20 protein-coding genes are annotated in these 22,970 nt (G+C 65.8%); 12 read left to right on the top strand and 8 right to left on the bottom strand.

Annotated features, from left to right (window positions below):
• Positions 1-146: 146 nt before the first annotated feature.
• The 5 genes from NFW05_RS10755 to NFW05_RS10735 all read right to left on the bottom strand — a co-directional run bounded on the left by NFW05_RS10755 (position 147) and on the right by NFW05_RS10735 (position 4,159).
• Positions 147-359, bottom strand: coding sequence for a hypothetical protein (locus tag NFW05_RS10755; RefSeq protein WP_295306240.1), 213 nt, complete (start codon positions 357-359; stop codon positions 147-149).
• 224 nt (positions 360-583) lie between these two features.
• Complete coding sequence (locus NFW05_RS10750; RefSeq protein ID WP_295306238.1) at positions 584-766, bottom strand: DUF6116 family protein; 183 nt, start codon at positions 764-766, stop codon at positions 584-586.
• 128 nt (positions 767-894) lie between these two features.
• Entirely contained in the window at positions 895-1,995 is a 1,101-nt protein-coding gene (locus tag NFW05_RS10745) for an AI-2E family transporter (protein ID WP_295306236.1), read from the bottom strand.
• Between the two features lie 101 nt (positions 1,996-2,096).
• Positions 2,097-2,807 carry a hypothetical protein gene (locus NFW05_RS10740; RefSeq protein ID WP_295306233.1) on the bottom strand — a complete coding sequence of 237 codons (711 nt, stop codon included), beginning with the start codon at positions 2,805-2,807 and terminating at the stop codon, positions 2,097-2,099.
• 38 nt (positions 2,808-2,845) lie between these two features.
• Positions 2,846-4,159 carry a DUF2254 family protein gene (locus NFW05_RS10735; RefSeq protein WP_295306232.1) on the bottom strand — a complete coding sequence of 438 codons (1,314 nt, stop codon included), beginning with the start codon at positions 4,157-4,159 and terminating at the stop codon, positions 2,846-2,848.
• A 355-nt stretch (positions 4,160-4,514) separates the two neighbouring features.
• On the opposite strand from NFW05_RS10735, the gene malQ reads away from it, so the two are divergent.
• The 12 genes from malQ (at position 4,515) to NFW05_RS10675 (ending at position 19,160) form a co-directional block, all read left to right on the top strand.
• A complete protein-coding gene (malQ, locus tag NFW05_RS10730) occupies positions 4,515-6,041 on the top strand; it encodes a 4-alpha-glucanotransferase (protein ID WP_295306230.1) in 1,527 nt (508 codons plus the stop codon).
• Between the two features lie 321 nt (positions 6,042-6,362).
• Entirely contained in the window at positions 6,363-6,935 is a 573-nt protein-coding gene (locus NFW05_RS10725) for an aminodeoxychorismate/anthranilate synthase component II (RefSeq protein ID WP_295306285.1), read from the top strand.
• The gene (gene trpD, locus NFW05_RS10720; RefSeq protein WP_295306228.1) at positions 6,932-7,957 is read left to right on the top strand and encodes an anthranilate phosphoribosyltransferase; all 1,026 of its coding nucleotides are present in this window, start codon (positions 6,932-6,934) and stop codon (positions 7,955-7,957) included. Before NFW05_RS10725 ends, trpD begins: the two co-directional genes overlap by 4 nt.
• Before the next feature lie 25 nt (positions 7,958-7,982).
• Positions 7,983-8,579: a Uma2 family endonuclease gene (locus NFW05_RS10715; protein ID WP_295306226.1), complete on the top strand. Its 597-nt coding sequence runs from the start codon at positions 7,983-7,985 to the stop codon at positions 8,577-8,579.
• On the top strand, positions 8,576-9,439 hold the full coding sequence (gene trpC / locus NFW05_RS10710; protein WP_295306223.1) for an indole-3-glycerol phosphate synthase TrpC: 864 nt from the start codon (positions 8,576-8,578) through the stop codon (positions 9,437-9,439). The genes NFW05_RS10715 and trpC overlap by 4 nt, the downstream gene beginning before the upstream one ends.
• Before the next feature lie 187 nt (positions 9,440-9,626).
• Entirely contained in the window at positions 9,627-10,847 is a 1,221-nt protein-coding gene (locus NFW05_RS10705; RefSeq protein WP_295306221.1) for a porin, read from the top strand.
• A gap of 359 nt (positions 10,848-11,206) precedes the next feature.
• Positions 11,207-12,352: a porin gene (locus NFW05_RS10700; RefSeq protein ID WP_295306219.1), complete on the top strand. Its 1,146-nt coding sequence runs from the start codon at positions 11,207-11,209 to the stop codon at positions 12,350-12,352.
• Positions 12,353-12,850: 498 nt separating this feature from the next.
• Positions 12,851-14,044 carry a TIGR03087 family PEP-CTERM/XrtA system glycosyltransferase gene (locus tag NFW05_RS10695; protein ID WP_295306216.1) on the top strand — a complete coding sequence of 398 codons (1,194 nt, stop codon included), beginning with the start codon at positions 12,851-12,853 and terminating at the stop codon, positions 14,042-14,044.
• A gap of 211 nt (positions 14,045-14,255) precedes the next feature.
• Positions 14,256-15,284: a glycosyltransferase gene (locus NFW05_RS10690; RefSeq protein WP_295306213.1), complete on the top strand. Its 1,029-nt coding sequence runs from the start codon at positions 14,256-14,258 to the stop codon at positions 15,282-15,284.
• A 2-nt stretch (positions 15,285-15,286) separates the two neighbouring features.
• Positions 15,287-16,666 carry a phenylacetate--CoA ligase family protein gene (locus NFW05_RS10685; protein ID WP_295306210.1) on the top strand — a complete coding sequence of 460 codons (1,380 nt, stop codon included), beginning with the start codon at positions 15,287-15,289 and terminating at the stop codon, positions 16,664-16,666.
• A 189-nt stretch (positions 16,667-16,855) separates the two neighbouring features.
• Entirely contained in the window at positions 16,856-18,130 is a 1,275-nt protein-coding gene (locus NFW05_RS10680; protein ID WP_295306207.1) for a putative O-glycosylation ligase, exosortase A system-associated, read from the top strand.
• A 40-nt stretch (positions 18,131-18,170) separates the two neighbouring features.
• A complete protein-coding gene (locus NFW05_RS10675; protein WP_295306204.1) occupies positions 18,171-19,160 on the top strand; it encodes a polysaccharide deacetylase family protein in 990 nt (329 codons plus the stop codon).
• Between the two features lie 95 nt (positions 19,161-19,255).
• Here the strand turns inward: NFW05_RS10675 and NFW05_RS10670 are convergent, their stop codons facing one another.
• The 3 genes from NFW05_RS10670 to NFW05_RS10660 all read right to left on the bottom strand — a co-directional run bounded on the left by NFW05_RS10670 (position 19,256) and on the right by NFW05_RS10660 (position 22,943).
• Complete coding sequence (locus NFW05_RS10670; RefSeq protein WP_295306202.1) at positions 19,256-20,068, bottom strand: hypothetical protein; 813 nt, start codon at positions 20,066-20,068, stop codon at positions 19,256-19,258.
• A gap of 260 nt (positions 20,069-20,328) precedes the next feature.
• The gene (locus tag NFW05_RS10665; protein ID WP_295306200.1) at positions 20,329-21,330 is read right to left on the bottom strand and encodes a phosphotransferase; all 1,002 of its coding nucleotides are present in this window, start codon (positions 21,328-21,330) and stop codon (positions 20,329-20,331) included.
• A gap of 116 nt (positions 21,331-21,446) precedes the next feature.
• On the bottom strand, positions 21,447-22,943 hold the full coding sequence (locus NFW05_RS10660; protein ID WP_295306197.1) for a lipopolysaccharide biosynthesis protein: 1,497 nt from the start codon (positions 22,941-22,943) through the stop codon (positions 21,447-21,449).
• Positions 22,944-22,970 lie beyond the last annotated feature (27 nt).

Raw genomic sequence — 22,970 nt, 5'->3', positions numbered from 1 at the left:
GCCTGCCAGCCAGAGAGTCAGGCCATCGCCAGCGACTCGCTGCACGCAGCATAGACGATGCCCGAGCTTGCCTGCAAGCCTTCCGCACCAGCTGCCGGCAGCCGCCGGCAGCTCCCCAGCAGGGCAGCGGCCTGACGGTGCGCAGCTCAGCTGCCTGCCGTTGGCCGCCGGCGCCGGGCGGGAGAAGCGGCGTAGCGTTCGGGCGACGGAAAGCTCGCCGCATGGCGTGCGATCCACTCGAAGGCGGCCGTGTCACCGTCGAGCTGGCGACCCTCGCGGCTCAGGACACGCTGCCGATAGCGCTCGATCAGCCGGATCTGTTCCCGCATGCGCGCAGCGAATGGGTCGTCGAGGTTCATGGTGTGACAGGCAAGACTCGGAATGGTCGGACGTTGACGAGCAATGAACGTGCCGACCTGCGATGGCCACGATAAATCAGCCGGATGCCGCGACCGGAGGATCCCGGAAGACTGGTCGTGTCAAATCCTCCGACACGGCAGGGAAGGCCCGTCGGGCCGCGCCAATCGCCGAAGCGATCCAGCGTGCGCAGCGCAGCAGGGCAGGCCTTCGCACAGTCGCCTGGCTAGCGCTTCTTCCAGGCGCCGAGCAGGGCGGCGCCGAGCCCGAGCAGGATCTCGTCGGCGAAGGGAATCACGTCGGGGATCGCGAGGTCGATCAGGAACAGCGCGACGGTGATCGCGAACAGGGTCGGAAAGCGCAGCCCCGAGAGGTAGGCGATCAGCGGACCGATGATCAGTTTGTGCATTCGTGCCCGTCAATATTCCTGAGATCGTCGGTGACCTTGTCGTTGCACGCGAAACCGGACTGCTTGCGCACAGGCATCCTGGCGTTCTCGAGTCAGGATGCGCAAGGTCGATCGCTTCCCTCCGGGGTCTATTCTACCGGCCGATCAGGATTGGCCGCCACCCAGCCCATGAAGATCTGGTAGCCGAGGGCGAGCAGCGTCGAGCCGACGAACATGCCGATGATCCCGGTGGTCGCCATCCCGCCGAGTGCGCCGATGAGCACGACAGGCATCGGCGCGTGGACCCCGCGCCCGAGCAGGAGCGGCTTGAGCACGTTGTCGGCCATCCCCGAGACGAGCAGCAGGACGGTATAGCCGATCGCCGCCGACGTCCCGTACTCGCCGCTCGACCAGATGTAGCCGATCGCTGGCAGCGTCACGATCAGCGCCGGCAGCTGGGCGATGCCGATGACCAGCACGACCACCGCCAGGGGGCCGAAGAACGGCACGCCGGCGACGAGCAGCGCGAGCCCGATGAGGATCGCCTGGATGAAGGCAATGCCGATGACGCCCTGGGCGACCGCGCGAATCGTCGCCGTCGCCAGCTCACAGAACTCCTGGCCACGCTCGACGCCAACGATCCGCTCGAAGATCGCCTGGCTGCTCCTCCCGCCGGATTCGCCAAAAGCCATGATGATTCCGGCGACGATGAACGAGCCGAGAAACATCAGCACTTCACCGCCGATCGCTGCGACGACGCCGAGAATCCGTTTGGCCAGCTCGCCGATCTTCGGCTGCAGGCTCTGGATGAATCCCGGCAAATCCTCGTGTGCCTTGGCCCAGGTCTCATAAACCCTCTTGCCGACCAGCGGCCAGTCGGCGACCGAGGCTTTCGGCGCCGGGATCGACAGCGTGTCGTTCCTCACCGCGTCGATCGTCGCGTTGAGCGAATCGCCCATCGCGCCGACCAGGACGGCCGTCGGCACGACGACCAGCGCAACGCCGGCGAGCGTGATCAGCGTCGCCGCCAGGCCCTGCCGACCCCCCAGATTCGCGGCCAGACTGCGCTGGATCGGGTAGAGGTTGATCGCCAGGATCACCGCCCAGGCCATCAGCGCGATGAACGGGGCGAAGATGCGGTAGCAGAGGATCGCCAGGACGAGGATCAGGCCGGCACGAATGAAGACGTCGAGCAGGCGTCCGAAGAGGCGATTTTCGAGTTCGGGATCGACTTTTGCGGGGAAATTCACCACGGGACTCCTTTCGTCAATGGGCAATCCGAAAACAGCGTTGATCCTGCGCAGCGACGAACAGCCGGGGGGCTAGCCGATACGGGCGGGCCAGGCCGACATCAGCCATCTTCCCGACACGCAGCGTCGCGCTCAGCAGGCGATGGCCGGCGCCACTCGTCGATCAGGATGAACACGCTGACCAGCATCACCCAGAGCGGGAAGACGAGAATGATCCTTTCGATATGGCGGTTGCTGAGCAGCAGCACCAGGGCCAGCGCGTAGCCGACGAAGGCGATCCAGCGAGCGATGAAACGCGTGCGCAGGGCCACCGTCGAGGTGACGATCATGAACACGCCGGCCATCCTGACCGCGTAGATGTTCATCACCTCATAGACGATCGCCCGCCCGAGAGTGAACGCCGGCGAACCGAGCAGGCGTGCCGGATCGACGGTATAGGAAATGATCAGGCCACCGGCGACTGCTGCCGAGTGGAAGAGCAGAGCAAGGAAGAGCAGCCCGCTGCCGAAAAAGACCGTCGAGAACAGGCGGTCCTCGAGAGCGCCGAGCCGATCGCGCAGGACGCCGACGAACCAGAGGAAGGCGATTCCGGCGAAGGGCACCAGGTTCAGCGCCGTGACGACCGTCGACGCCTGCGTCTTGAGCCACGCGCCGGCGTCGAGCGGGTCCTCGGGAACTGCTTCGCGAAGCAGCCACAGGCTGCCGATCAGCAGCACGGAAAAGAGGATGCCGGCGATCGCCGCAGCGCGCGGGGCGCGCATCAGCCGAGCGGCCCCCGGGTGAGCGGTGCCGGGCGTCGGTTCATTCGGCATCGCGAAGTCCAGAGAGAAGGAGTGGGCGGCGCACCGGGTCACCCACGGCCGCGGGAAAGGCCGAGGCCCTGCCGGTCGCCCTGCAGCGCCATCGCCTGGTCTTCGGCGTCGAAGTGCGATTGTTCGACGGCTAGGTCCAGATGATGCAGATAACGCCGGACGGTCTCCTGCCGGTCCGCCCCGATAACCGAGTCGGCGAGATCGAGTAGCGCCGAGCGCAGGCGCCGCATCACCTGCAGCGAGCCGGAACCGTACTGGCGGATCTCGTCGAAGGCCAGGGTCAGGTAATCGGCCCACGAGGGGGTCGGAAAGACCAGGCGCAGGACGCCGTGGCGATCGCTGGCCAGACCGGCATCGAGCGTCCGCCGCCCGAGGCGGCGGAGCAGGTCCTCGATCTGGTCGATCGCCTGAACGGCCGTCGTCGGGTCGTTGATCGCCGGCGAGAGGGCCTTGATCGCCACGTCGACGAGCAACCGCAGCGCATACTTCGGGTCCTGGTCGAAAGTGCGCTGCGCGGCGAGACCCACCGTCTCCAGGAGGAGGCTTTCGGAAAGGCGCCGCCTACCGCCGTGAACGCGCAGGATCACCGTGTTCTCGACGAGCGTGTCGCCCACCGCACACTCCATGGCGATCACCGCATCGACGCTCTCGGCAAGCTCGACGAGTCTGGCCTTGTCGAAGCCGGTCACGCTCACCGGCTCACCGCCGTGGTGCAGCTCCTGCAGGACCGGTCGCTGCCGGGCCTGATCGAGGGCTGCGGCAAATCCGCCTGGCGCCGTCGCGGCCTGCGGATCGAGCGGCGGGAAGAGGGCGTCGATGACTTCGCGGCCCTGGTGGCCGATGAAGCGCAGGACATTGCCGACCTGCAAGGCCTCGAGGCGCAGGACGACGCGCGAGAAAGCCAGCAGACTCAGGCCGAGCAGGACAATCACGACGAGCAGCGAAAGCAGGGGAACCCGCCCGCTCCCGCCGCGATCGGTCCAGGCCATCGTCGCGATCGCGTAGCCGAAGGTGGCGACGATCAGGCCCAGCCCGTGGACGAGCTGCACTTCGCGGCGAACGGCAGCGATCAGGCGTGGCGAATAGGCCGCCGCGCTGAACTGGACGACGACGAAGCCGAGCGCGAAGACGACACCAGCGAGCGCCATCATCCCCGAGGCGATCGTCGACAGCACCGCCAGTGCGGCACTGGCCGACGCTTCGTGACTGAAGCCGGCGAAGTACTGCTGCTCGACGCGCGGCAGGACGATCCCGCAGATCAGCGTCAGGACCACGTAGGTGAGCAGGATCAGCCATGCCGGGAGGCGCGCGGGACGCAGAGCCCGCCTGGCGAGGAGCAGCCGGCTAGCCATGTCGACCGGCCACCACGTACACCAGGCGGGGACCCGGCAGCGATCGCCTCTGCGACGCGAACCCGGCACCCGGCGATCCGATTGTTCTCACTGTCCGCGCAATCCTGATCAGCAGTACGGCGGAAAGGCCTCCACCGCTGGCGAGAGTATCGGAGATCCGCCTGCAGGGGGTCAATCGGCAGGTGGAACGCCGACCGCCGGGCGAGGCCTCCGAGCACCCGCCGCGACCCGGCGGCCGCGCGGCGATGCCGCTGAGCCGCGTTGCGCGTTACGATTATGGTTGTTCGCTTCGCGGAAGACGGTCGACCACGAGTCCTTCGCTTCCCGGCGCCCACGGATCGACACTGAGGACCCCATGACTGCCCAGCCCCGCCGAAACGGCGTTCTTCTTCACCCGACCTCGCTGCCCGGTCCGCACGGATCGGGCGATCTCGGACCCGCGGCTCGCCACTTCGTCGACTGGCTCGCCGCCGCCGGCCAGTCGTTCTGGCAGGTGCTGCCCCTGGGCAGCGTCGGCCCGGGCAACTCGCCGTACATCAGCCCGTCGGCTTTCGCCGGCAGCGAACTGCTGATCGACCTCGAGCAGCTGCGCGAAGCCGGCTGGCTCGGCGAAGCCGAACTCGCCGAAGTGCCCGATTTTCCAGCGGGGCGGGTCGACTATGGCGCGGTTCGACGCTTCCGGATCGCTCATCTGCGCCGTGCAGCCCGGCACTTCTTCGCGCGCAAGCAGTCTCCGGGCCGCGACGACTTCGCAGACTTCTGCGCTCAGGAGAAGGCGTGGCTCGACGACTACGCGCTATTCATGGCCCTCGACCACGCGTACGGCGGCGAAGGACGGCTATGGCAGGACTGGCCCGCACCGCTGGCGCTGCGCAAGCGCGACGCGCTGCGCGAAGCCCGGCGCAAGCACGCCGACGAGGTGGACTTCTGGAAGTTCTGTCAGTGGCGCTTCGCCGAACAATGGGCCGCAGTCAAGGCCTACGCGCATTCGCGGCACGTCGAGATCATCGGCGACCTGCCGATCTTCGTCGCCGCGCACAGCGCCGACGTCTGGGCGAACCGCGAACTGTTCGACCTCGACCGGAACGGTCGGCCACGCGTCGTCGCCGGCGTTCCTCCGGACTATTTCAGCGCCACCGGGCAGCGCTGGGGCAACCCGCTCTACCGCTGGCCGGCCCATGCCGCCGAGGATTATCGCTGGTGGGTCGAGCGCATGCGTCAGACGATGAAGCTCTGCGACCTCGTGCGCATCGACCATTTCCGGGGCTTCGAGTCGTTCTGGGAGATCCCGGCCGAAGCCGAGACGGCGATCGACGGCCGCTGGCAACCCGGCCCGGGAATCGCCGTCTTCGACGCGATGCGCCGCGAACTCGGCGACGCACAGGGCCCGCTGCGGATCATCGCCGAGGATCTCGGGATCATCACCCCCGAAGTCAATGCGCTGCGCGAGGCCATCGGTCTGCCCGGGATGCGCATCCTGCAGTTCGCCTTCGACGGCAGCCCGGCCAACCCGTACCTGCCGCACAACTACGATGCCCACACGGTCGTCTATACGGGCACTCACGACAACGACACGACCCGCGGCTGGTGGGAATCGCTGAGCCACGGCGAACAGGCGTACGTACGCGCCTACCTCGGCGTCGGCGACGAGGACGACGAAGGCATCCACTGGACACTGATCCGCCTGGCCTGCGCTTCAGTCGCCGCGACCTGCGTGATTCCACTGCAGGACGTGCTCGGCCTCGACTCGGCGCACCGGATGAACGACCCGCGGCTCGGCGAAGGCTCGTGGGAATGGCGTTTCGACTGGCGCCAGGTCGAGCCGTGGCACGCCCGGCGTCTCGACGAGTTCGCCCGCCTCTACGGCCGCCGGCGCAACTGAACCAGACTGACGCACTCGCCTGCGCAGCCCGCCCTCCTGATCGGCATCCCGGCGCAACAGCACAGCGCACCGGCCGGACGAACAGGGGAAGACCATGACCCTGCGCACCGAGCGCCCCGAGAACACGCCTCGTCGATGCTCTGGCGTGAGCCGATGCCCTGGACGATGGCGACTTTGAACCGGGAGCGATCTGCGGGAGAATAGGGCCTCTCGCCCGTTCGATTCCGCGCCGTCGGCACGAGCGGCCATCGACCGGCAAAGCGGATGTCAGATGGCGAAAACGGCCAATCGACCGCTGCCGAACAGAGGGGTATCGCGTTCATGCTGCTGATGATCGATAACTACGACTCGTTCACCTACAATCTCGTCCAATATTTCGGCGAATTGGGACAAGAGGTCCAGGTCTTTCGCAACGACGCGATCGGCATCGCCGACATCGCCAGACTCAAGCCTGCGCTGCTGGTCATCTCTCCGGGTCCCTGCGCGCCGGCGCAGGCAGGCATCTCGCTGACCGCGATCCGCGAATTCGCCGGCAGGATCCCCTTGCTCGGCGTCTGCCTCGGGCATCAGGCGATCGGCGAAGCCTTCGGCGGCCGCGTCGTCCACGCCAGGAAACTGATGCACGGCAAGGTGTCGCCTGTTCATCACGCCGGCCAGGGAGTCTTTCGCGGCCTGCCGAGTCCGCTTCAGTGCACGCGTTATCACTCGCTGGCCGTCGAGCGGAGTTCGCTGCCGGACTGTCTCGAAGTCACCGCGTGGACCGACGACGGCGAGATCATGGGCCTGCGCCACCGAACACTCGCCGTCGAGGGTGTGCAGTTCCATCCCGAGTCGATCCTCACCGAGCACGGCCACGACCTGTTGAAGAACTTTCTCGAGGAGCACAGTCGATGAAGCCCCAGGATGCACTCGCGCGGGTCATCGAACACCGCGAAATCTTCCACGACGAAATGATCTCGCTGATGCGCCAGATCATGGGAGGCGAGGTCTCGCCGGTGATGATCGCGGCGATCATCGTCGGCCTGCGGGTCAAGAAGGAAACCATCGGCGAAATCTCGGCGGCGGCGCAGGTGATGCGCGAACTGTCGACGAAGGTCGAGGTCGCCGACCGGACGCACCTCGTCGACACCTGTGGGACCGGCGGCGACGGCGCGCAGACCTTCAACATCTCGACCGCCGCTATGTTCGTCGCCGCTGCCGCTGGCGCACGCGTCGCCAAGCACGGCGGGCGATCGGTGTCTTCGCAGTCGGGCAGCGCCGACGTGCTCGAAGCGCTCGGCGCGAACATCAACCTGACGCCCGAACAGGTCGGGCGCTGCGTCGATGAGATCGGCATCGGCTTCATGTTCGCGCCGAACCATCACAGCGCGATGAAGCACGCCGCCCCGGTTCGCCGCGAACTCGGCGTGCGCACGCTGTTCAACATCCTCGGACCACTGACCAACCCGGCCGGAGCACCGAGCCAGGTACTCGGCGTCTTCCATCCCGACCTCGTCGGCATCCAGGTGCGCGTGCTGCAGAGGCTCGGCAGTTCGCGCGCGCTGTCGGTCTTCGGCCGCGAAGGGCTCGACGAAATCTCGATCTCGGGCGAAACGCTGGTCGGCGAACTCAAGGACGGTCGCGTGGCCGAGTACGTGATCCATCCCGAGCAGTTCAACCTGCCGGTGCATGACCCGAAAGTGTTGCGTGTGGCCAACGTCGAGGAGTCGAAGGCGATGCTGCTCGCCGCGCTCGAGGATCGCGGCGGCGCGGCACGCGACATCGTCGCGCTCAATGCCGGGGCGAGCATCTACGTCAGCGGCCTGGCCGGGACGCTCGAGGACGGCGTCGACCGTGCTTTCGAGGTCATCGCCTCGGGCGCCGCCCGCGCACGGGTCGACGAGTTCGCTGCGCTGACCTGCCGCCTCGCCGGCTGAACGACCGCACGACGGCGATTCGCTGATGGCCCTGCCCCAGCGCGAAGCGCGTTTCGATGCCGCAGCCTACCTCGCCTGGGAGGAAACCCAGACCGGGCGGCACGAATACCTCGCCGGCGAAGTGCTCGCGATGGTCGGCGTTCGCCAGTCGCACAACGTGGCGACAGGCAATCTCTACACGGCCCTGCGCCGTGAACTGCGCGGCAGTCCTTGCCGCGTGTTCATCGAGGCGATCAAGCTGCGCGTCGAGGCCGCCGACTGCTTCTTCTACCCCGACGTGACCGTCACCTGTGATCCGCGCGACCGCCTGACTCCCGACTACGTCAGCCACCCGGTCCTCGTCGCCGAAGTGCTGTCCGAGTCGACGGCGGCGTTCGATCGCGGCGGCAAGTTCGCGGCGTATCGCAAGCTCGACAGTCTGCGCGAGTACGTCCTCGTCGACCTGGCCGCGCAACGGATCGAGGTCTTTCGCCGCGATCCGGAAAACCACTGGGTCCTCTACGACTACTCGCCGGACGACGAGATCGAACTGCCTTCGCTCGGCGTGCGCCTCGGCGTTGCCGAGCTGCTCGCCGACACACTCGAGGACGCCGGGAGCGCCGAGATCGCGGGGGAACGATGAGCGACATCCTGCAGCGAATTCTCGCCGTAAAGCGCGACGAGGTCGCCGAGGCGATCGCCGCGACTCCTGCCGCCGCACTGCGCGAGCTCGCCGAGGCCCAGCCCGCAGCGCGAGACTTCGTTGGCGCGATCCGCCAGCGGATTGCCGCCGGCCGGGTAGCGGTCATCGCCGAGATCAAGAAGGCCAGCCCTTCACGTGGCGTGCTGCGTGCCGACTTCGATCCGCCGGCGATCGCCGGCAGCTACCAGAGGCACGGCGCGACCTGTCTTTCGGTGCTCACCGACCGGCAGTTCTTCCAGGGCCATCCGGCGTATCTCGAGGCGGCGCGTGCGGCCTGCGAGCTGCCGGTGCTGCGCAAGGACTTCATCGTCGACGCCTATCAGGTGTACGAGGCGCGGGCGATCGGCGCCGACGCGATCCTGCTGATCGCCGCCGCGCTCGACCTGCCCGAGATGCGCGACCTCGAAGCGCTGGCCGGCGAACTCGGCATGGCCGTGCTCGTCGAGGTCCACGACGCCGACGAACTCGACCGCGCGCTGCAACTGCGCACGCCGCTGGTCGGGATCAACAACCGGAATCTGCGCAGCTTCAGTGTCGACCTGCAGACGACCGTCGAGCTGCTACCGCGAATACCCTCCGCGCGCACCGTCGTCACCGAGAGTGGAATCCTCGCGCCGGCCGACGTACACAGGATGCGCGGGAACGGCGTCCACGCCTTTCTCGTCGGCGAGGCATTCATGCGCGCCGCCGACCCGGGCGCCGCTCTGGCCGGGCTTTTCGGGCGATCGCTGCCCGGCCCTGCGGACGCGCCGCGGGGACCTGCAGCGACTTCCGAAACCGGGCACGACACGGCTGTATGACGATTTGCGACGCCCGTTGCAAAAACACAACAACCACTGCCCGGCAACACACGAAAACGTGCGGGGAACTTGCTCAGCCCAGCGCCCTTTGCCAGAATCGCCCCAACTTCTCGTTTTCCTTTCGAGAGGTACAGTTTGGTGAGGCAGCAGCCACGCTCACCGATCTCAAACCTAGAGGAGATTCACCATGCAAAAGAAACTCATCGCACTGGCGGTCGCCGGCCTCGCCTCGGGCGCTGCCGTTGCCCAGACCAACGTCACGCTCTACGGCATCGCCGACCTCGGCTATGTCTATAGCAAGGGCGACAACGGCCTCCCGGGGGGCACCAATCCGCCCATTCTGGCCATCGGCGGCAGCAACCAGTTCAGCGGCATCCAGTCGGGCCTGCTCAGCGGTTCGCGCATCGGCTTCAAGGGTGAGGAAGCGCTTGGCAACGGCCTGAAGGCGATCTTCACGCTCGAATATGGCATCACCCCCGACACCAACAGCGGTATTGGCAACGCCTCGTACGGCCCCAACGCGCGGCAGACGTTCGTCGGTCTGGCTCACAACAACTGGGGTTCGCTGACCCTCGGCCGCCAGTACTCGCCGGGCTATCAGGCCACGGCCAACAACGATCCGGCCGCCGGCGCAGCGTTCGAGCCGCAGTCCTATCTGTCGGCGCAGGGTGGGAACACGATCACGCCGAACAACGCGGCCCGCTGGAACAACGCGATCGCCTATACCAGCCCGAACTGGGGCGGCTTCAGCGCGAAAGCGATCTATGGCTTCGGCGAGACCGCGAACGCCAACGGCACGTTCAGCAGCCAGACCTGCGACCCAGCGGCGGCTCCTGCGGGAGCGTGCGCGGGAACGAACCCGGACGTCAACGGCAAGTGGGCGGTCGGCTTCAACTTCGCGAGTGGGCCGTTCAACGCCGACCTGGTCTATCAGCAGCGCGGGCTCGTCACCGGCGGTTCGATCCTCAGCACGCCCGGCTTCGCCGTCTTCGGCGCCAACGGCCAGAACATCAACGAGTGGTACGTCGGCGCGAGCTACGACTTCAAGGTCGTCAAGATCATGGGTAGCTACCAGGCGCAGAACGACAAGAACGCCGTCAACCTCGACAACCAGCTCTGGTCGATCGGCGCGGTCATCCCGGTCCTCGGCAACAGCAACATCCATCTCGCCTATGCCCAGCTGATGTGGGACGGCGGACACCTGCTCGGCAGAGACTGGCTGGTGAACAACAACGACTCGGCGATGATCGCCTGGACGACCAACCTGTCGAAGCGCACGACCTTCTACGCTGGCTATGTGTGGAACGGCAACGACAACTGGGCGCTCAACGCAGGTCCGGTCGCCGGTGTCGGTGCGGTCAACCAGGACAACAATACCTTCCTCGCTGGCCTGCGTCACACCTTCTGAGCGAGTTCGTCTCGCGCAGTCTCCCCGGCGGGCGCTTCGGCGCCCGCTTTTTTTTGTTGACCTGACTCGAGGCTCCTGACACCACCGATCTTCGGGGATGCACCCAGGAAGGCCGGCAAAGCGCCTGCCCCCGGAAATCCAACCAGCGCGCCGCCGCGACCCGGAAGGCAATCGCTGCCGGAGCGTGGCGTCGACGCAACGAACGGCTACGGAGCGGACGTCATGCCTCTCTCGCCGTTGCGCCGAGTTCCCCGCGTCTGCCAGAATCGCGTCCGCGGACTTGGCTCGCTCGACCGAGCCGACCGGGCAGCGGTCAGTCTCTGCGGAACAGTGTTGCGGTTACTTGGGAGCTTGCAAAAATGCACAAGAAAATCATTGCGCTGGCGATTGCCGCGTGTGCGTCGGGAAGCGCGTCGGCGCAAAGCAACGTCACCCTCTACGGCGTTCTCGACCTCGCGTATCTGTACAGTTCGGGCAACGGAGCCAACGGCGGCCAGAACACCTTCAGCGGCATCAGCGGCGTCGGCGCCGGAAGCCGCCTCGGTTTCAGGGGCGAAGAGGCACTCGGCAACGGGCTGAAAGCGGTGTTCACGCTCGAGTACGGTCTCGACCCCGACATCAACTGCGGCGTCGGGACCTGCGGTCTCAACGCCCGGCAGCAGTTCGTCGGCCTCGCCGGCGGCTTCGGTACCGTCGCCCTTGGCCGCCAGTACGCGCCGGGCTTCAACGCCACCGCCCGGAACGACGCACTCGACGCCAGCGACATGAGCATCCAGTCGAGCTTGAGCGCGCTCAACGGCTACACGATCACCCCCAACAGTCCCGCTCGTTTCAACAACGCGGTGACCTACACCAGCCCCAACTGGTCGGGCCTGCAGGTCAGCGCGATTTACGGTTTTGGCGAAACCGGTAGCGAAGGCGTCAATAGGGGCATCTACAACAGCAACACGGTGAGCCCCGACGACAACAGCAAATGGGGGATCGGCGTGAACTACGCCAACGGCCCGCTGAACCTTGACCTGCTCTTTCAGCAGAGGATCAGCGTGACCGAATTCAGCCCGCTGGGTGTCAAGCTCCCCGGCTTCGGTGGGAACATCAGCGAATGGTACGCCGGCGGCAGTTGGGACTTCCAGGTCGTCAAGCTTTTCGCGAGCTATCAGGCACTGAACAACGACAACGACGTGCGCGTCACCGGCGGTCTGGACCGCAGCAACCTGTGGACTCTCGGCGTCAGCGCGCCGCTTGGTCGTGGCACGCTGGGCCTGAGCTACGGCAGGCTGACCGCTGACTATCAGAGCGGCGTCTCGGACGGCGTGAGCTGGGGCGCGGGCACGATGTACACCTATCCGTTGTCCAAGCGCACGTCCCTCTATGGTGCTTACAGCTACTTCAACAACAACAGCACCGTGTTCGTCCCGGGACAGGTGATTGCCGTCCCGGGTGTGGTCGGAGCGGCCGGCGAGAACAACTACGCAATTGGCGCCGGCATCACCCACAGTTTCTGATTGGCCACCCGACCGCAAAAGAGCAACGGGCGCCTTGGGCGCCCGTTGTCTTTTTGCGGCCGTCAGATCAGCGAGGCGCTCTGTTTCCGAATGTCTGCGCGGCAAGCTCTGGCGAACACGAATCCTGCCGGCCGCCCATCGCCCATCAACAGGAATTCCGAAGTCGAGGGCAGGGGCTTCGCGCAGTAGTTGGCAAAACAGCTCGCGCAAGTGCGCTACTCTGCAACCTGCGCTCCAGGATTCGAGGCGCAGCACAGTTCCCGAATGGCCAAGAAAGGGACATGGTTCTGATGTCTTGCCGACAGAGAGGTCCAGCAGCAGCCTCGTCCGAGTCCGGTCGCCGATCGCCCCAAGACCGGAGGTCGGACTCGAGCCCGGGCGCCGTGCTACAGTTTCCGCCTCGGCTGGCCGTTGAACGTCCTGATTCCCGGCGCGCCACCATGTGCACGAGCCGGTCATGCCTTGGCCCGGACACAACCTTCCTTTGCTAGCCCGCGAATGAGCAACCTTCTCTATCTGGTGCATCGACTTCCGTATCCGCCGAACAAGGGGGACAAGGTCCGCTCGTTCCACCTGCTCAAGCACCTCGCCGAGCGACATCGCGTGTTCCTCGCCACTTTCATCGATGATCCGCAGGACGACGCTTACCTCGACACCGTGGCCGGCTACTGCGCGGAAATGCACGCGGCGCGCCTCGTTCCGGCGGCGGCGAGGATCCGCAGCCTCAGCGGTCTGGCCCGCCGTAGTCCGCTGACTCTCCCCTACTATCGCAGCGGCGAGCTTCAGCGCTGGGTCGATCGAGTCCTCAGCGAACACCGGATCGACGCCGCGGTGGTCTTCTCGTCGGCGATGGCCCAGTTCGTCGAGGGGTCCCCGCGTCTGCGCCGGCTCGTCGATTTCGTCGACGTCGACTCGGCCAAGTGGACGCAGTACGCGACCAACCATTGCTGGCCGCTGTCCTGGCTCTATCGCCGCGAGGGCGAGCGACTGCTGAGTTTCGAGCGCTCCGTCGCTCTCGGTGCCGAGCGTTGCTTCTTCGTCACCGAGCCCGAAGCCGACCTCTTTCGCCACCTCGCGCCCGACTGCGCGGACAAGGTCGAAGCGATCGGCAACGGTGTCGATGCCGACTATTTCTCGCCGGCTCATGAGTTCCCCTCCCCTTTCGCCGAAAACGAGATCCCGCTCGTGTTTACCGGAGCAATGGACTACTGGCCGAACGTCGATGCCGTGACCTGGTTCGCTGCCGAGGTGCTCCCTCGCCTGCAGACCGACTGGCCGACCCTGCGTTTTAACGTCGTCGGGCGCAGCCCGGCGCCGGCCGTCCAGGCGCTCGCCGGGCCGGGGATCTCGGTGACCGGAACGGTTCCGGATGTGCGCCCCTATCTGCGTCATGCGGCGGCCGTCGTCGCGCCGCTGCGACTGGCGCGCGGGGTGCAGAACAAGATTCTCGAAGCGATGGCCATGGGCCTGCCGGTCGTCGCTTCGAAGCAGTGCGCGGGAGCGATCGACGCCGTCCCGGGTTGGGATTTCCTGGCCGCAGGGGCGGCCGACGAGTACGTCGCCGAGGTCGGACTGCTGCTCTCAGACCGGCAGCGGGCGGCAGCGATCGGCAGTGCCGCCCGCGAATGCGTGCTTGCCCGCTACAGCTGGAATGCCCATCTGTCGCGGATCGACCGGCATCTCGATGCCTAGCATGGGCTCCTGCCTGCTCACTGTGACGCCTGGCCCCAACTCGCTGGCCGGCGATGCCGAAGGCAGGCGTGCCTCTCGGGACGACGAGCGAAGGACCGTCAGAAGCGACGAGACCTCGAGCACGGACCACGCCAGCAGCGAATCGCCCGTCGACCGATCCGCAGTCCCGTCGGTCTGCGTGGTCGGCCCGCTGCCGCCGCCGTCTGGCGGCATGGCCAATCAGTGTGAGCAACTCGTCCGTCTGCTGTGCGAAGAAGGCTGCGCTGTGCAGCTGGTGCGCACCAATCCGCCGTACCGGCCGGCCTGGATCGGCCAGCTGCCGGTGGTCCGCGCCGGCTTCCGCCTCGTTCCTTACCTGCGGGCGCTCTGGCGGGCAAGCGGCCAAGCTGGGGTGATGCACCTCTTCGCCAACTCCGGGTGGTCCTGGCATCTCTTCGCTTCCCCGGCGATACTCGTCGCGCAGATCAGGAAGACCCCGGTGATCGTCAATTACCGTGGCGGTCAGGCTGACTCGTTTCTCGCCCGCGCGCCGCGTCATGTCCGGTCGCTGCTCGGCGCCGCTGCGTTGCGCGTCACGCCTTCGCCGTTCCTCGAGCGCGTCTTTGCGCGCCACGGTCTCCCCGCGGAAGTCATTCCGAACATCATCGATCTGACCCGTTTTGCACCGTCCCCCGAGCGCTCGTTCGGCGACGCCCCCCACCTCGTCATCACGCGCAACCTCGAATCGATATACGACGTGCCGACGGCGATCCGCGCGTTCAAGCGCATCCGTGTCGTGTTCCCGCGAGCACGCCTGACGATCGCCGGCAGCGGACCGGAACTCGCACGCCTGCAGGCGCTGGTTCGAGCGCTGGATCTGCAGGACAGCGTGCACTTCGCGGGGCGGATCGCCAACGAGGCGATCCCGGCCCTCTACGCATCGGCGGACTGCATGCTCAACCCGAGCACCGTCGACAACATGCCCATATCGATACTCGAAGCCTTTGCCAGCGGCGTTCCGGTGGTCAGCACGTCCGCAGGAGGAATTCCGGATATCGTCACCCACGGCGTGTCCGGCCTGCTGGTACCGGTCGGCGACGAAGAGGCGATGGCCCGCGAAGCGCTGCGCGTCCTTCGCGACCGCCACCTCGCCGAGGGTCTGCGCAACGTCGGCCTGCAGCAGGCCGCACGCTACGCCTGGCCGACGGTCCGCGAGCAATGGCTCGGGGCCTACCGCCGCGCCGCGGCAATCGGGAGCTAAGCTTGAACCTGTATACGGCCGTCTGTTCGCACCTCCTGTTTCCCCTGCACGAGCGCCTCAAGGGACACCAGACCGTGGCCGTCCTCAAGCGGCTCGAGCAGAGCCAGTGGTGGCCGGCCGAACGCATCGAGGAAGATCGCAAGCGGCGACTGCGGGCCTTCCTCGGCGAAGTCGGCCGGCGCGTTCCCTATTACCGTGACCTCTTCCGCAGCACCGGCTTCGACCCACAGTCGGTGCGCGCCACGGCCGACCTCCAGGCACTGCCTCTGCTAGACAAGCCGGCGATCCGCGCCAACGTCGAGCGCCTCAAGGCCGAGGGACACGGCCCACTGACCCGCTACAACACCGGCGGTTCGTCGGGCGAGCCGCTGATCTTCTTCATGGGCAAGGGACGCAAGAGCCACGACGTGGCCGCCAAGTGGCGTGCGACGCGCTGGTGGAACGTCGATATCGGCGACCGGGAACTCGTCGTCTGGGGCAGTCCGATCGAACTCGGCGCCCAGGACCGGGTCCGGCGACTGCGCGACGCGCTGCTCAGGAGTCATCTTCTGCCAGCCTTCGAAATGTCGGCGAACAATCTCGACCGCTTCGTCGAGACGATTCGCGCCTTGCGGCCAGCGATGCTCTTCGGCTATCCATCGAGCCTTTCGCTGATCGCCCGGCACGCCCGCGACCGTGGAATCGAGATGAGCGGTCTGGGCATCCGCGTCGCCTTCGTCACGTCCGAAAAGCTCTACGACGAGCAGCGACAACTGATCGGCGAGGTTTTCGGCTGCCCCGTGGCCAACGGTTACGGAGCGCGTGATGCCGGATTCATCGCCCACCAGTGCCCGGCCGGCAGCCTGCACGTCAGCGCCGAGGACATCGTCGTCGAGACGCTTCGCCCGGACGGCCAGCCGACGGCGCCCGGCGACGCCGGCGAGATCGTCGTCACCCACCTGGCCACCGCCGATTTTCCGTTCGTCCGTTATCGAACGGGCGACGTGGGAATCCTCGGCACCCGGCGCTGTGCCTGTGGCCGGGGGCTGCCGGTACTCGACGAGGTGCAGGGCCGGACGACCGACTTCGTCGTCGCCCGCGACGGCACGGTCATGCATGGTCTGGCGCTGATTTACACCGTTCGCGACCTTCCCGGCGTCGAGCGCTTCCGGATCGAACAGTTGTCACTCGACCGTACGGTGGTCCGACTCGTCGCCGGACCCGCATTCGATCGCTCGGCCGAAGAACGAATCGTCCGCGATTTCAAGGCCCGGCTGGGCGAGTCGGTCGACATCGGGATCGAACGGGTTCCGGAAATCGTCAACGAATCTTCGGGCAAGTATCGCTACGTCGTCAGCCGGGTCAAGGCCTTCGCCGTCGAAGGAGACAACGCCCGTGGCTGATTGCCGCATCAACCGTAGCAAACCGCTTCTTCGGCGTCGCTCGCCGCGGACAGGACAACGACCAGCCCGGCGGCCAGAGGCCGCGCCGGGACAGCCTCGCATATTGCCATACCCGGCGCCAGCGCCAACGCCCCACGCTGACACCGCGCACTCCCGGCATTGCGCGGCGGGTGTCCCGAGAGGAACCAGATGCGCGACATCCTGATCACGCTGATCATCGTCGGTACCCTGCCGTTCATCCTCTACCGCCCGTCAGTGGGCACCTACGTCTGGGCCTGGCTGGGGATGATGAATCCGCACAAGAGTGCCTACGGGTTCGCCACCTCGCTGCCGTTTTCCCAGATGGTGGGCATCGCGACGCTGATCGCGTTCCCCTTTTCCCGCGAGCGGCGGCCATTCCCGATCAACACGATTACGGTACTCTACCTGCTGTTGCTGCTGTGGATGACCATCACCTCGTTCTTTGCGCTGAACGCATGGTCCATCGTACTCGATCGCTGGCTCTTCGTACTCAAGATCCATCTGATGATCTTTCTCACCCTGATGCTCCTCCGCGGCCGTCAGTCAATCGAGCGACTGGTCTGGGTCATCGCGCTGTCCATCGGTCTGTACGGGGTCAAGGGCGGGCTGTGGACGATGTTCACGGGCGGCGGCGGGAGAGTTTGGGGGCCACCCGGAGGATTTGCGTCGGAGAACAATACCTTCGGCCTCTCACTGGTGATCCTTCTGCCACTGTTCTACTATCTCTATCAGGTGGCCACCCGCCGTGTGATACGTCTGGCCCTCATCGGCTGCCTGGTGACTCTTCCTTTCGCGATCCTCGGAACCCAGTCGAGAGGAGCGCTTCTCGCGCTGATCAGCATGGCAACCCTGCTCGGACTGAAGGGCAAACGCCCGGTGCTGACGACCATCCTGATCGCTACCGTGGTCGCTGCAGCGGTGGCGTTCATGCCCGACTCTTGGAGCGGCCGGATGCAGACGATCCAGAGTTACGAGGAGGACTCGTCGGCGATGTCTCGCCTCTACGCCTGGCTGACGATGTGGAATCTCGCCGTCGACCGGCCGATCGTCGGCGGCGGATTCGTCGTCGATACCCCACAGGTCTATGCCCTCTACTCGCCAGGCGAAGTGGGCTCTTACAAGGGCGGCGGCACCGTCCTGGTGGCACACAGCATCTACTTTCAGATGCTCGGCGAACACGGCTTTCCGGGTCTGATCCTTTACGTCCTTCTCGGCATCAGCAGCTGGCGCAGGGCCGGCACGCTGGCCAAGGAAGCCGAGCGCCATCCGGAGTACAGCTCATGGGCGCCGATGCTGATGCGCATGGTTCAGGTCAGCCTTGTCGGATTCGCCGCCGGAGGAGCTTTTCTGAGTCTGGCACACTTCGACCTGATCTATTACATCATCTCGCTGATCGTTCTGGTCGATGCAAGCTTGCGCGAACAGCGGCGCGCGCCGGCCTGAAGCCATGGACGCGCCGGCCGTCGCGAGACAGGAGGGAATCGTGGATGCCGTGATTGCGGCGGCCAGCAGGGCCGCCGTCGGGCTGACGCACGCGGCGCTCGGAGCGCGGCTTTCGATCCTCATCTTCCATCGCGTGCGTGCGCAGCCTGATCCGCTCTTTCCCAATGAACCAGACGCGAGGCGCTTCGAAAGGCTGATGCGCCTGGTCGGCAAGAGCTTCACAGTGCTCCCGCTCGGCACGGCCGTGTCACAGATCGCCGCCGGCGATCTGCCGCCAAGGTCGCTGGTGATCACTTTCGACGACGGTTACCGGGACAACGCCGAGATCGCCCTGCCAATCCTCGCGCGCCACGGTCTGGTGGCCAGTTTCTTCGTGACGACCGGGTTTCTCGACGGCGGCCGCATGTGGAATGACTCGCTGATCGAGTCGGTCAGAACCTCCCCGCTCAACGAGTTGGACCTGGGTTTTCTCGGACTGGGGCGCCGCCCGCTGACCAGCCTGCCCGACCGGCGAGCAGCGATCGACACCCTGCTCGCGCGGATCAAGTACCTTGGCCCAGAAGAGCGGAACGCAGCGGTCTCGCGCGTCCAGGAACTCTGCCGGGTGCGTGAATTGCCCGGCTGCCTGATGATGGCGGCAGAGCAGGTCCGGGTGCTGCACCGGGCCGGGATGGAAATCGGTGCCCACACCGTGAGCCACCCGATATTGACCGCGCTGGGTCCTCACGAGGCTGAACGGGAGATTGCCGCCGGTCGCCGGCGTCTCGAGGAAATCATCGACGCGCCGGTCGATCTTTTCGCCTACCCGAACGGCAGACCTTTCCGGGATTTCGACCAGACCCATGTCGACATCGTCCGGCGCCTTGGTTTCAGGGGGGCGGTCAGCACCGCCCAAGGCGTCGCCCGACCAGGCGACGACGTCTTTCAGCTGCCGCGGTTTACGCCGTGGGGCGACCCACTCTGGAAGTGGGCAACGCAACTGACGCTAAGCCAGACCAGGACACGCTACGCGACGACGGTCGCTTCCTGAGATGTCGTCGTGCGTCGCCTGAGGCCGATATGCTCGGCGTCAAGGCACAACGTCTGAGATCCCGAGTACCCGGAACGGAAGGGTCGGCAACCGTCTCACAGCCATAGCCACGGGGCAGCCATGCGCAGAAACCGGCGAATCGCATCCTTGCTCTGCTGTTGCGGCGAGAGGTAATCGTGCAGGTGCCGACCGCTGATTCCCTGAAGGACAGGCTGAACCGGAAAGCGGTGGATGATCCTCAGCCCGGGGAAGCTCTCACGCACACGATGAAACAGGAAGTTTGCGTCGAAACCCTCCTCATGATCCTGCCAGAGACCGCGGAATACGGCGTCGTAGGCACGCCGTCGGAAGGCAAAGACGCGCAGATCCATGTTCTCGTGGTCCCGCCACTTACGCGCATTGACCCATGGCACGTTGCGCAGGTCGCACAGGATGTCGAATTCCATTCCGCTGCACTGCCGGGACATTTCGGCAAGGTTGAGGAACCTCAGGCGACCGGTCGTCTTCCAGATCAGGTCGTCTGGCGCAAACAGACTGGTCTGCGCCAGCCCGAAGTCCATCAGCCGGAACTCGCCGTAGGCCTTGCCTCGCTGCACCGGGTGATCGTTGCCCGCGAAACTGATCAGTTCGACATCCTTGTCGTGCTCACGGGCACTGACGAAGCTGAGCAACGGATTCAGATCAGCGTTCGAGTTGTCCACGAACAGGATGCGATCGACAACGTCCCGCGGCAAGGATAGATAGAAGTCGAGCGCATCGAGGTAGTCCTTCAGGCGCTCTTCCGGATCATTGCGCGCCACGGCCCCCGCCGGCGGGACGAGTGTCGCGGTCATCAGCAGACCGGTGCCGCGGTGTGCAGCGTCAGGCTCCCTTGTGCTGCCCTGCAGGCGAAAAGCCGTATGCGTCATTCCCGCCTCCTGCAAACGCTGGCACCCCCAGCGAAACGCTCCGGGAGGCCATGCTCCCTGCCCGCTGCATGCTCCCTGCCGCCTGCATCCCATACACCGGAATCCCTGGCTGGCGGCGATTCTACCAGCAAGCGCAGCGGGTGCGCCGCCGGGACGAGCCCGGCGCGACCGCCATCACTGTCCCTTCGTCTTCGCACGCTGTCTGAGCAGCCAGTTCCCGTCTCCCAGCGACTCACCTCAGCCCCAGCGCAACCACTCCGTCACCTGTCCTCGATCCTCAGTATCAGGCGCCTGCTCAGGCTGGCGAAGATCCGGTTCAGCAACCACTTGCGAATCCCGCTGTGCGAACCGGTCATCGTCGAATACCAGAAGGGCAGGATCAACGACAGCCGCAGCCAGTCGACGTATTCTGGCGATACGCCCGGCCCCGTCGAGCGGTAGCCATTCCAGAAGGCTTCTTCGAGGTCACCCTGGAGCCAGGAGACGTGCAGCTTCGCCGGGGCGCTCAGGACCAGGTGGAAGTTGTTGAGCCACATCGCCAAGTCGTATTCGACCGCATTCTCGTAGGCGAGCCCGATATCGATGCCGAACGTGTCGTCTCCGCAGAGGAGGAAATTGTCGGTCTTGCAGTCCCCATGCAGCCAACTGATCCGCACCTTGAGCGTGCGCAGTGCGGACGAACTACGGCGAAGGACATCCAGCCCCCTGCCGAAAGCCGGGTGCGTCAGACCAATCCCCCGTAGGCTCTCGACGACAGCCAGGCGCTCGTCGAGATTCACCGTCCTCTCGGCGACCGGGCCTGCGGAATGAAAGCGGCCGAGCCACGCCCCCACGTTGCCAAACCATCGCAGGCCATCACGCACGACGCCCGGAATTCGCAGCTTGCTGGTCAGTGACTCTCCGTCGATCCACGACATGGCATAGGTGGCCAAGTCGGGAACGTGACACAACGGGCGAGCGACCAGGTAGCTGTGGGAGCGGCAACCGCCGAGCGCCTCGTACACGCTTTTCAGGGCAGCATACTGTTGGCTTGCCGCAGCGACATCGGCGAGCCCCGTTTGCGGATTGAGACAGTGCTTGACCGCTACCCGGAAAGGCGGATCCGCGTGGACGACGGCGCGAAAAACCCGCGAGTTCGGCCGCACGCTGACCGGTCCATCGAGCCTGACCTCGGCACCCGCGGACGACACCGACAGATGCTGAACGAACAGCCTGACCACGGCCATCGGATCGTCGCGCGAAAGGTCTGCGACCAGGCTCATCGGCTCGCGAGGAGAATCCCGGTGCTCTCGGACACCCTACGGATCACCCCCGTGGTGGCGAGAATCGCCCGTCCCGCCACAGCGACAGTCTCGTTCTTGCCGTACATGGCGAAGGGCTAGTTTCCCCGCGAGCGAAGGACTCCGGCGACCTTGCCGGAGAGTTCCAGGATTTCGCTCCACAACGGATGCCGAGCGGCTCGGAGGGCAAGCAACCAGAGCACGGGGACGATCCCTCCTCCAACCACGGCGAAGCGCACGAAATTGTCCTCCGCTATACGCTCGACGACCGCCCAGCATGCCAGCGGCGCAGTGGAGAACAAGGCGACGCAGAGACTCGGCAGGCAGCTGCGCAGAACGTCCCGCGCATGCAGTCCGAGGGCGCGGGAAAGAAACGACTGGGACAGAAAAAGACCGAAGACGGAGGCACCGAGAAGACCCCAGCACGCGCCCACGAGACCGAAGGGCACGACGGCCAGCAAGCCGGCAATCCGGCTCGTCTGAATGCCGATCTGCAACAGGTTGCTGCGTTTGATCTCACCGACCGCGACGAGCGCTTCCTTGGCCAGGTAGTGAACCAGTTCCACCGCCCCGACCACGCAGAGCACCTGCGCGAGAGGCGCCGATTCGGTCCACTGCGGGCCATAAAAGATACGCACGGCAGAATAGGCCGCTATACCCACGAAACCGAGGAAGGTCCATCCGATCGCCGTGAGGTACGATACGCTGGTCAGATAACCACTGATCAGGCTCCCGGTCTCGCGGTTGCTCTTGGCGAAATATGGCAGGCACACCGGGGTCACCGCTCTCAGTACGGTCCGGTTGAACAGTTCGACCAGTCCACTCGCCCGGCTGAACATGGCCACCGCCGCCATGTCCTCCGCTCGGCCGATGATCATTTCCGGAGCGCCCTTGCCGAGTTGTCCGAAGACGTAGATCCCGCTGGCGAACTTCCCGAACTGGACGACCCTGCCGACGCCACGAAGGCCCGGCCATCGCGGAAACCCTGGCGGCCGAAACCAGAGCGATGTGGCAACGGTCACCACGACGCCGGCCAGAGACGACCAGGCGAGGCTCATGTAGCTGAGCCCGTTGAGTGCGCCGAGCGTCGACACGGTGAAGGTTGTCAGGTTGGTCAGCAGGCCGGCCAGGAAGATCGGCCTGAAATCGAGCTGGCGCCTGAAATAGGCCATCGTCACGGCGCCGAAGGGGATCAGCAGAAAATTGACCGCCTGCACGCGCATCACCTCGCCGACGCCCGGATCCCGGTAGAACTCGGCGGCAAATGGTGACCCAACGAAGAGGAGCAGACCCATCACCCAGGAGACGGCGATATTGACCGTAAACGCTGCGCGGATGTGTTCCGGCCCCAGTTCGGTCTCCTGGATCAGGTACTCGGCCACCCCGAAGTCACGGAAGGTGCTGGCGAAAGCGGCAAAAACGGCTGCGACGGCAAAGACGCCCGCTTCCTGGGGGGTCAACAGACGAGAAATGATCATCGTGCCGATAAGCTGCAGCGGCAGCGCCACGTAGCTGTCGGCAATCGAATAGGCAAGCGAGCGACGGACCGTGGTCAACAGGATGTCTCCGGTGGTTTGAGGGCACTCCCAGAGCATCGACGATTCCCCCGGCGACAGCGACCG

This window comes from Accumulibacter sp. (assembly GCF_023806625.1).
Lineage (GTDB): Bacteria > Pseudomonadota > Gammaproteobacteria > Burkholderiales > Rhodocyclaceae > Accumulibacter.
This window is presented reverse-complemented; position numbering and strand designations above follow the sequence as displayed.

Coding starts and splice junctions, on each gene's coding strand:
- trpD (WP_295306228.1), top strand. CDS start 6,932: ATGAAGCCCCAGGATGCACTCGCGCGGGTCATCGAACACCGCGAAATC.
- NFW05_RS10670 (WP_295306202.1), bottom strand. CDS start 20,068: ATGACGCATACGGCTTTTCGCCTGCAGGGCAGCACAAGGGAGCCTGAC.
- NFW05_RS10715 (WP_295306226.1), top strand. CDS start 7,983: ATGGCCCTGCCCCAGCGCGAAGCGCGTTTCGATGCCGCAGCCTACCTC.
- NFW05_RS10755 (WP_295306240.1), bottom strand. CDS start 359: ATGAACCTCGACGACCCATTCGCTGCGCGCATGCGGGAACAGATCCGG.
- NFW05_RS10665 (WP_295306200.1), bottom strand. CDS start 21,330: ATGAGCCTGGTCGCAGACCTTTCGCGCGACGATCCGATGGCCGTGGTC.
- trpC (WP_295306223.1), top strand. CDS start 8,576: ATGAGCGACATCCTGCAGCGAATTCTCGCCGTAAAGCGCGACGAGGTC.
- NFW05_RS10695 (WP_295306216.1), top strand. CDS start 12,851: ATGAGCAACCTTCTCTATCTGGTGCATCGACTTCCGTATCCGCCGAAC.
- NFW05_RS10725 (WP_295306285.1), top strand. CDS start 6,363: ATGCTGCTGATGATCGATAACTACGACTCGTTCACCTACAATCTCGTC.
- NFW05_RS10690 (WP_295306213.1), top strand. CDS start 14,256: ATGGCCAATCAGTGTGAGCAACTCGTCCGTCTGCTGTGCGAAGAAGGC.
- NFW05_RS10680 (WP_295306207.1), top strand. CDS start 16,856: ATGCGCGACATCCTGATCACGCTGATCATCGTCGGTACCCTGCCGTTC.
- malQ (WP_295306230.1), top strand. CDS start 4,515: ATGACTGCCCAGCCCCGCCGAAACGGCGTTCTTCTTCACCCGACCTCG.
- NFW05_RS10735 (WP_295306232.1), bottom strand. CDS start 4,159: ATGGCTAGCCGGCTGCTCCTCGCCAGGCGGGCTCTGCGTCCCGCGCGC.
- NFW05_RS10750 (WP_295306238.1), bottom strand. CDS start 766: ATGCACAAACTGATCATCGGTCCGCTGATCGCCTACCTCTCGGGGCTG.
- NFW05_RS10705 (WP_295306221.1), top strand. CDS start 9,627: ATGCAAAAGAAACTCATCGCACTGGCGGTCGCCGGCCTCGCCTCGGGC.
- NFW05_RS10660 (WP_295306197.1), bottom strand. CDS start 22,943: ATGCTCTGGGAGTGCCCTCAAACCACCGGAGACATCCTGTTGACCACG.
- NFW05_RS10700 (WP_295306219.1), top strand. CDS start 11,207: ATGCACAAGAAAATCATTGCGCTGGCGATTGCCGCGTGTGCGTCGGGA.
- NFW05_RS10740 (WP_295306233.1), bottom strand. CDS start 2,807: ATGCCGAATGAACCGACGCCCGGCACCGCTCACCCGGGGGCCGCTCGG.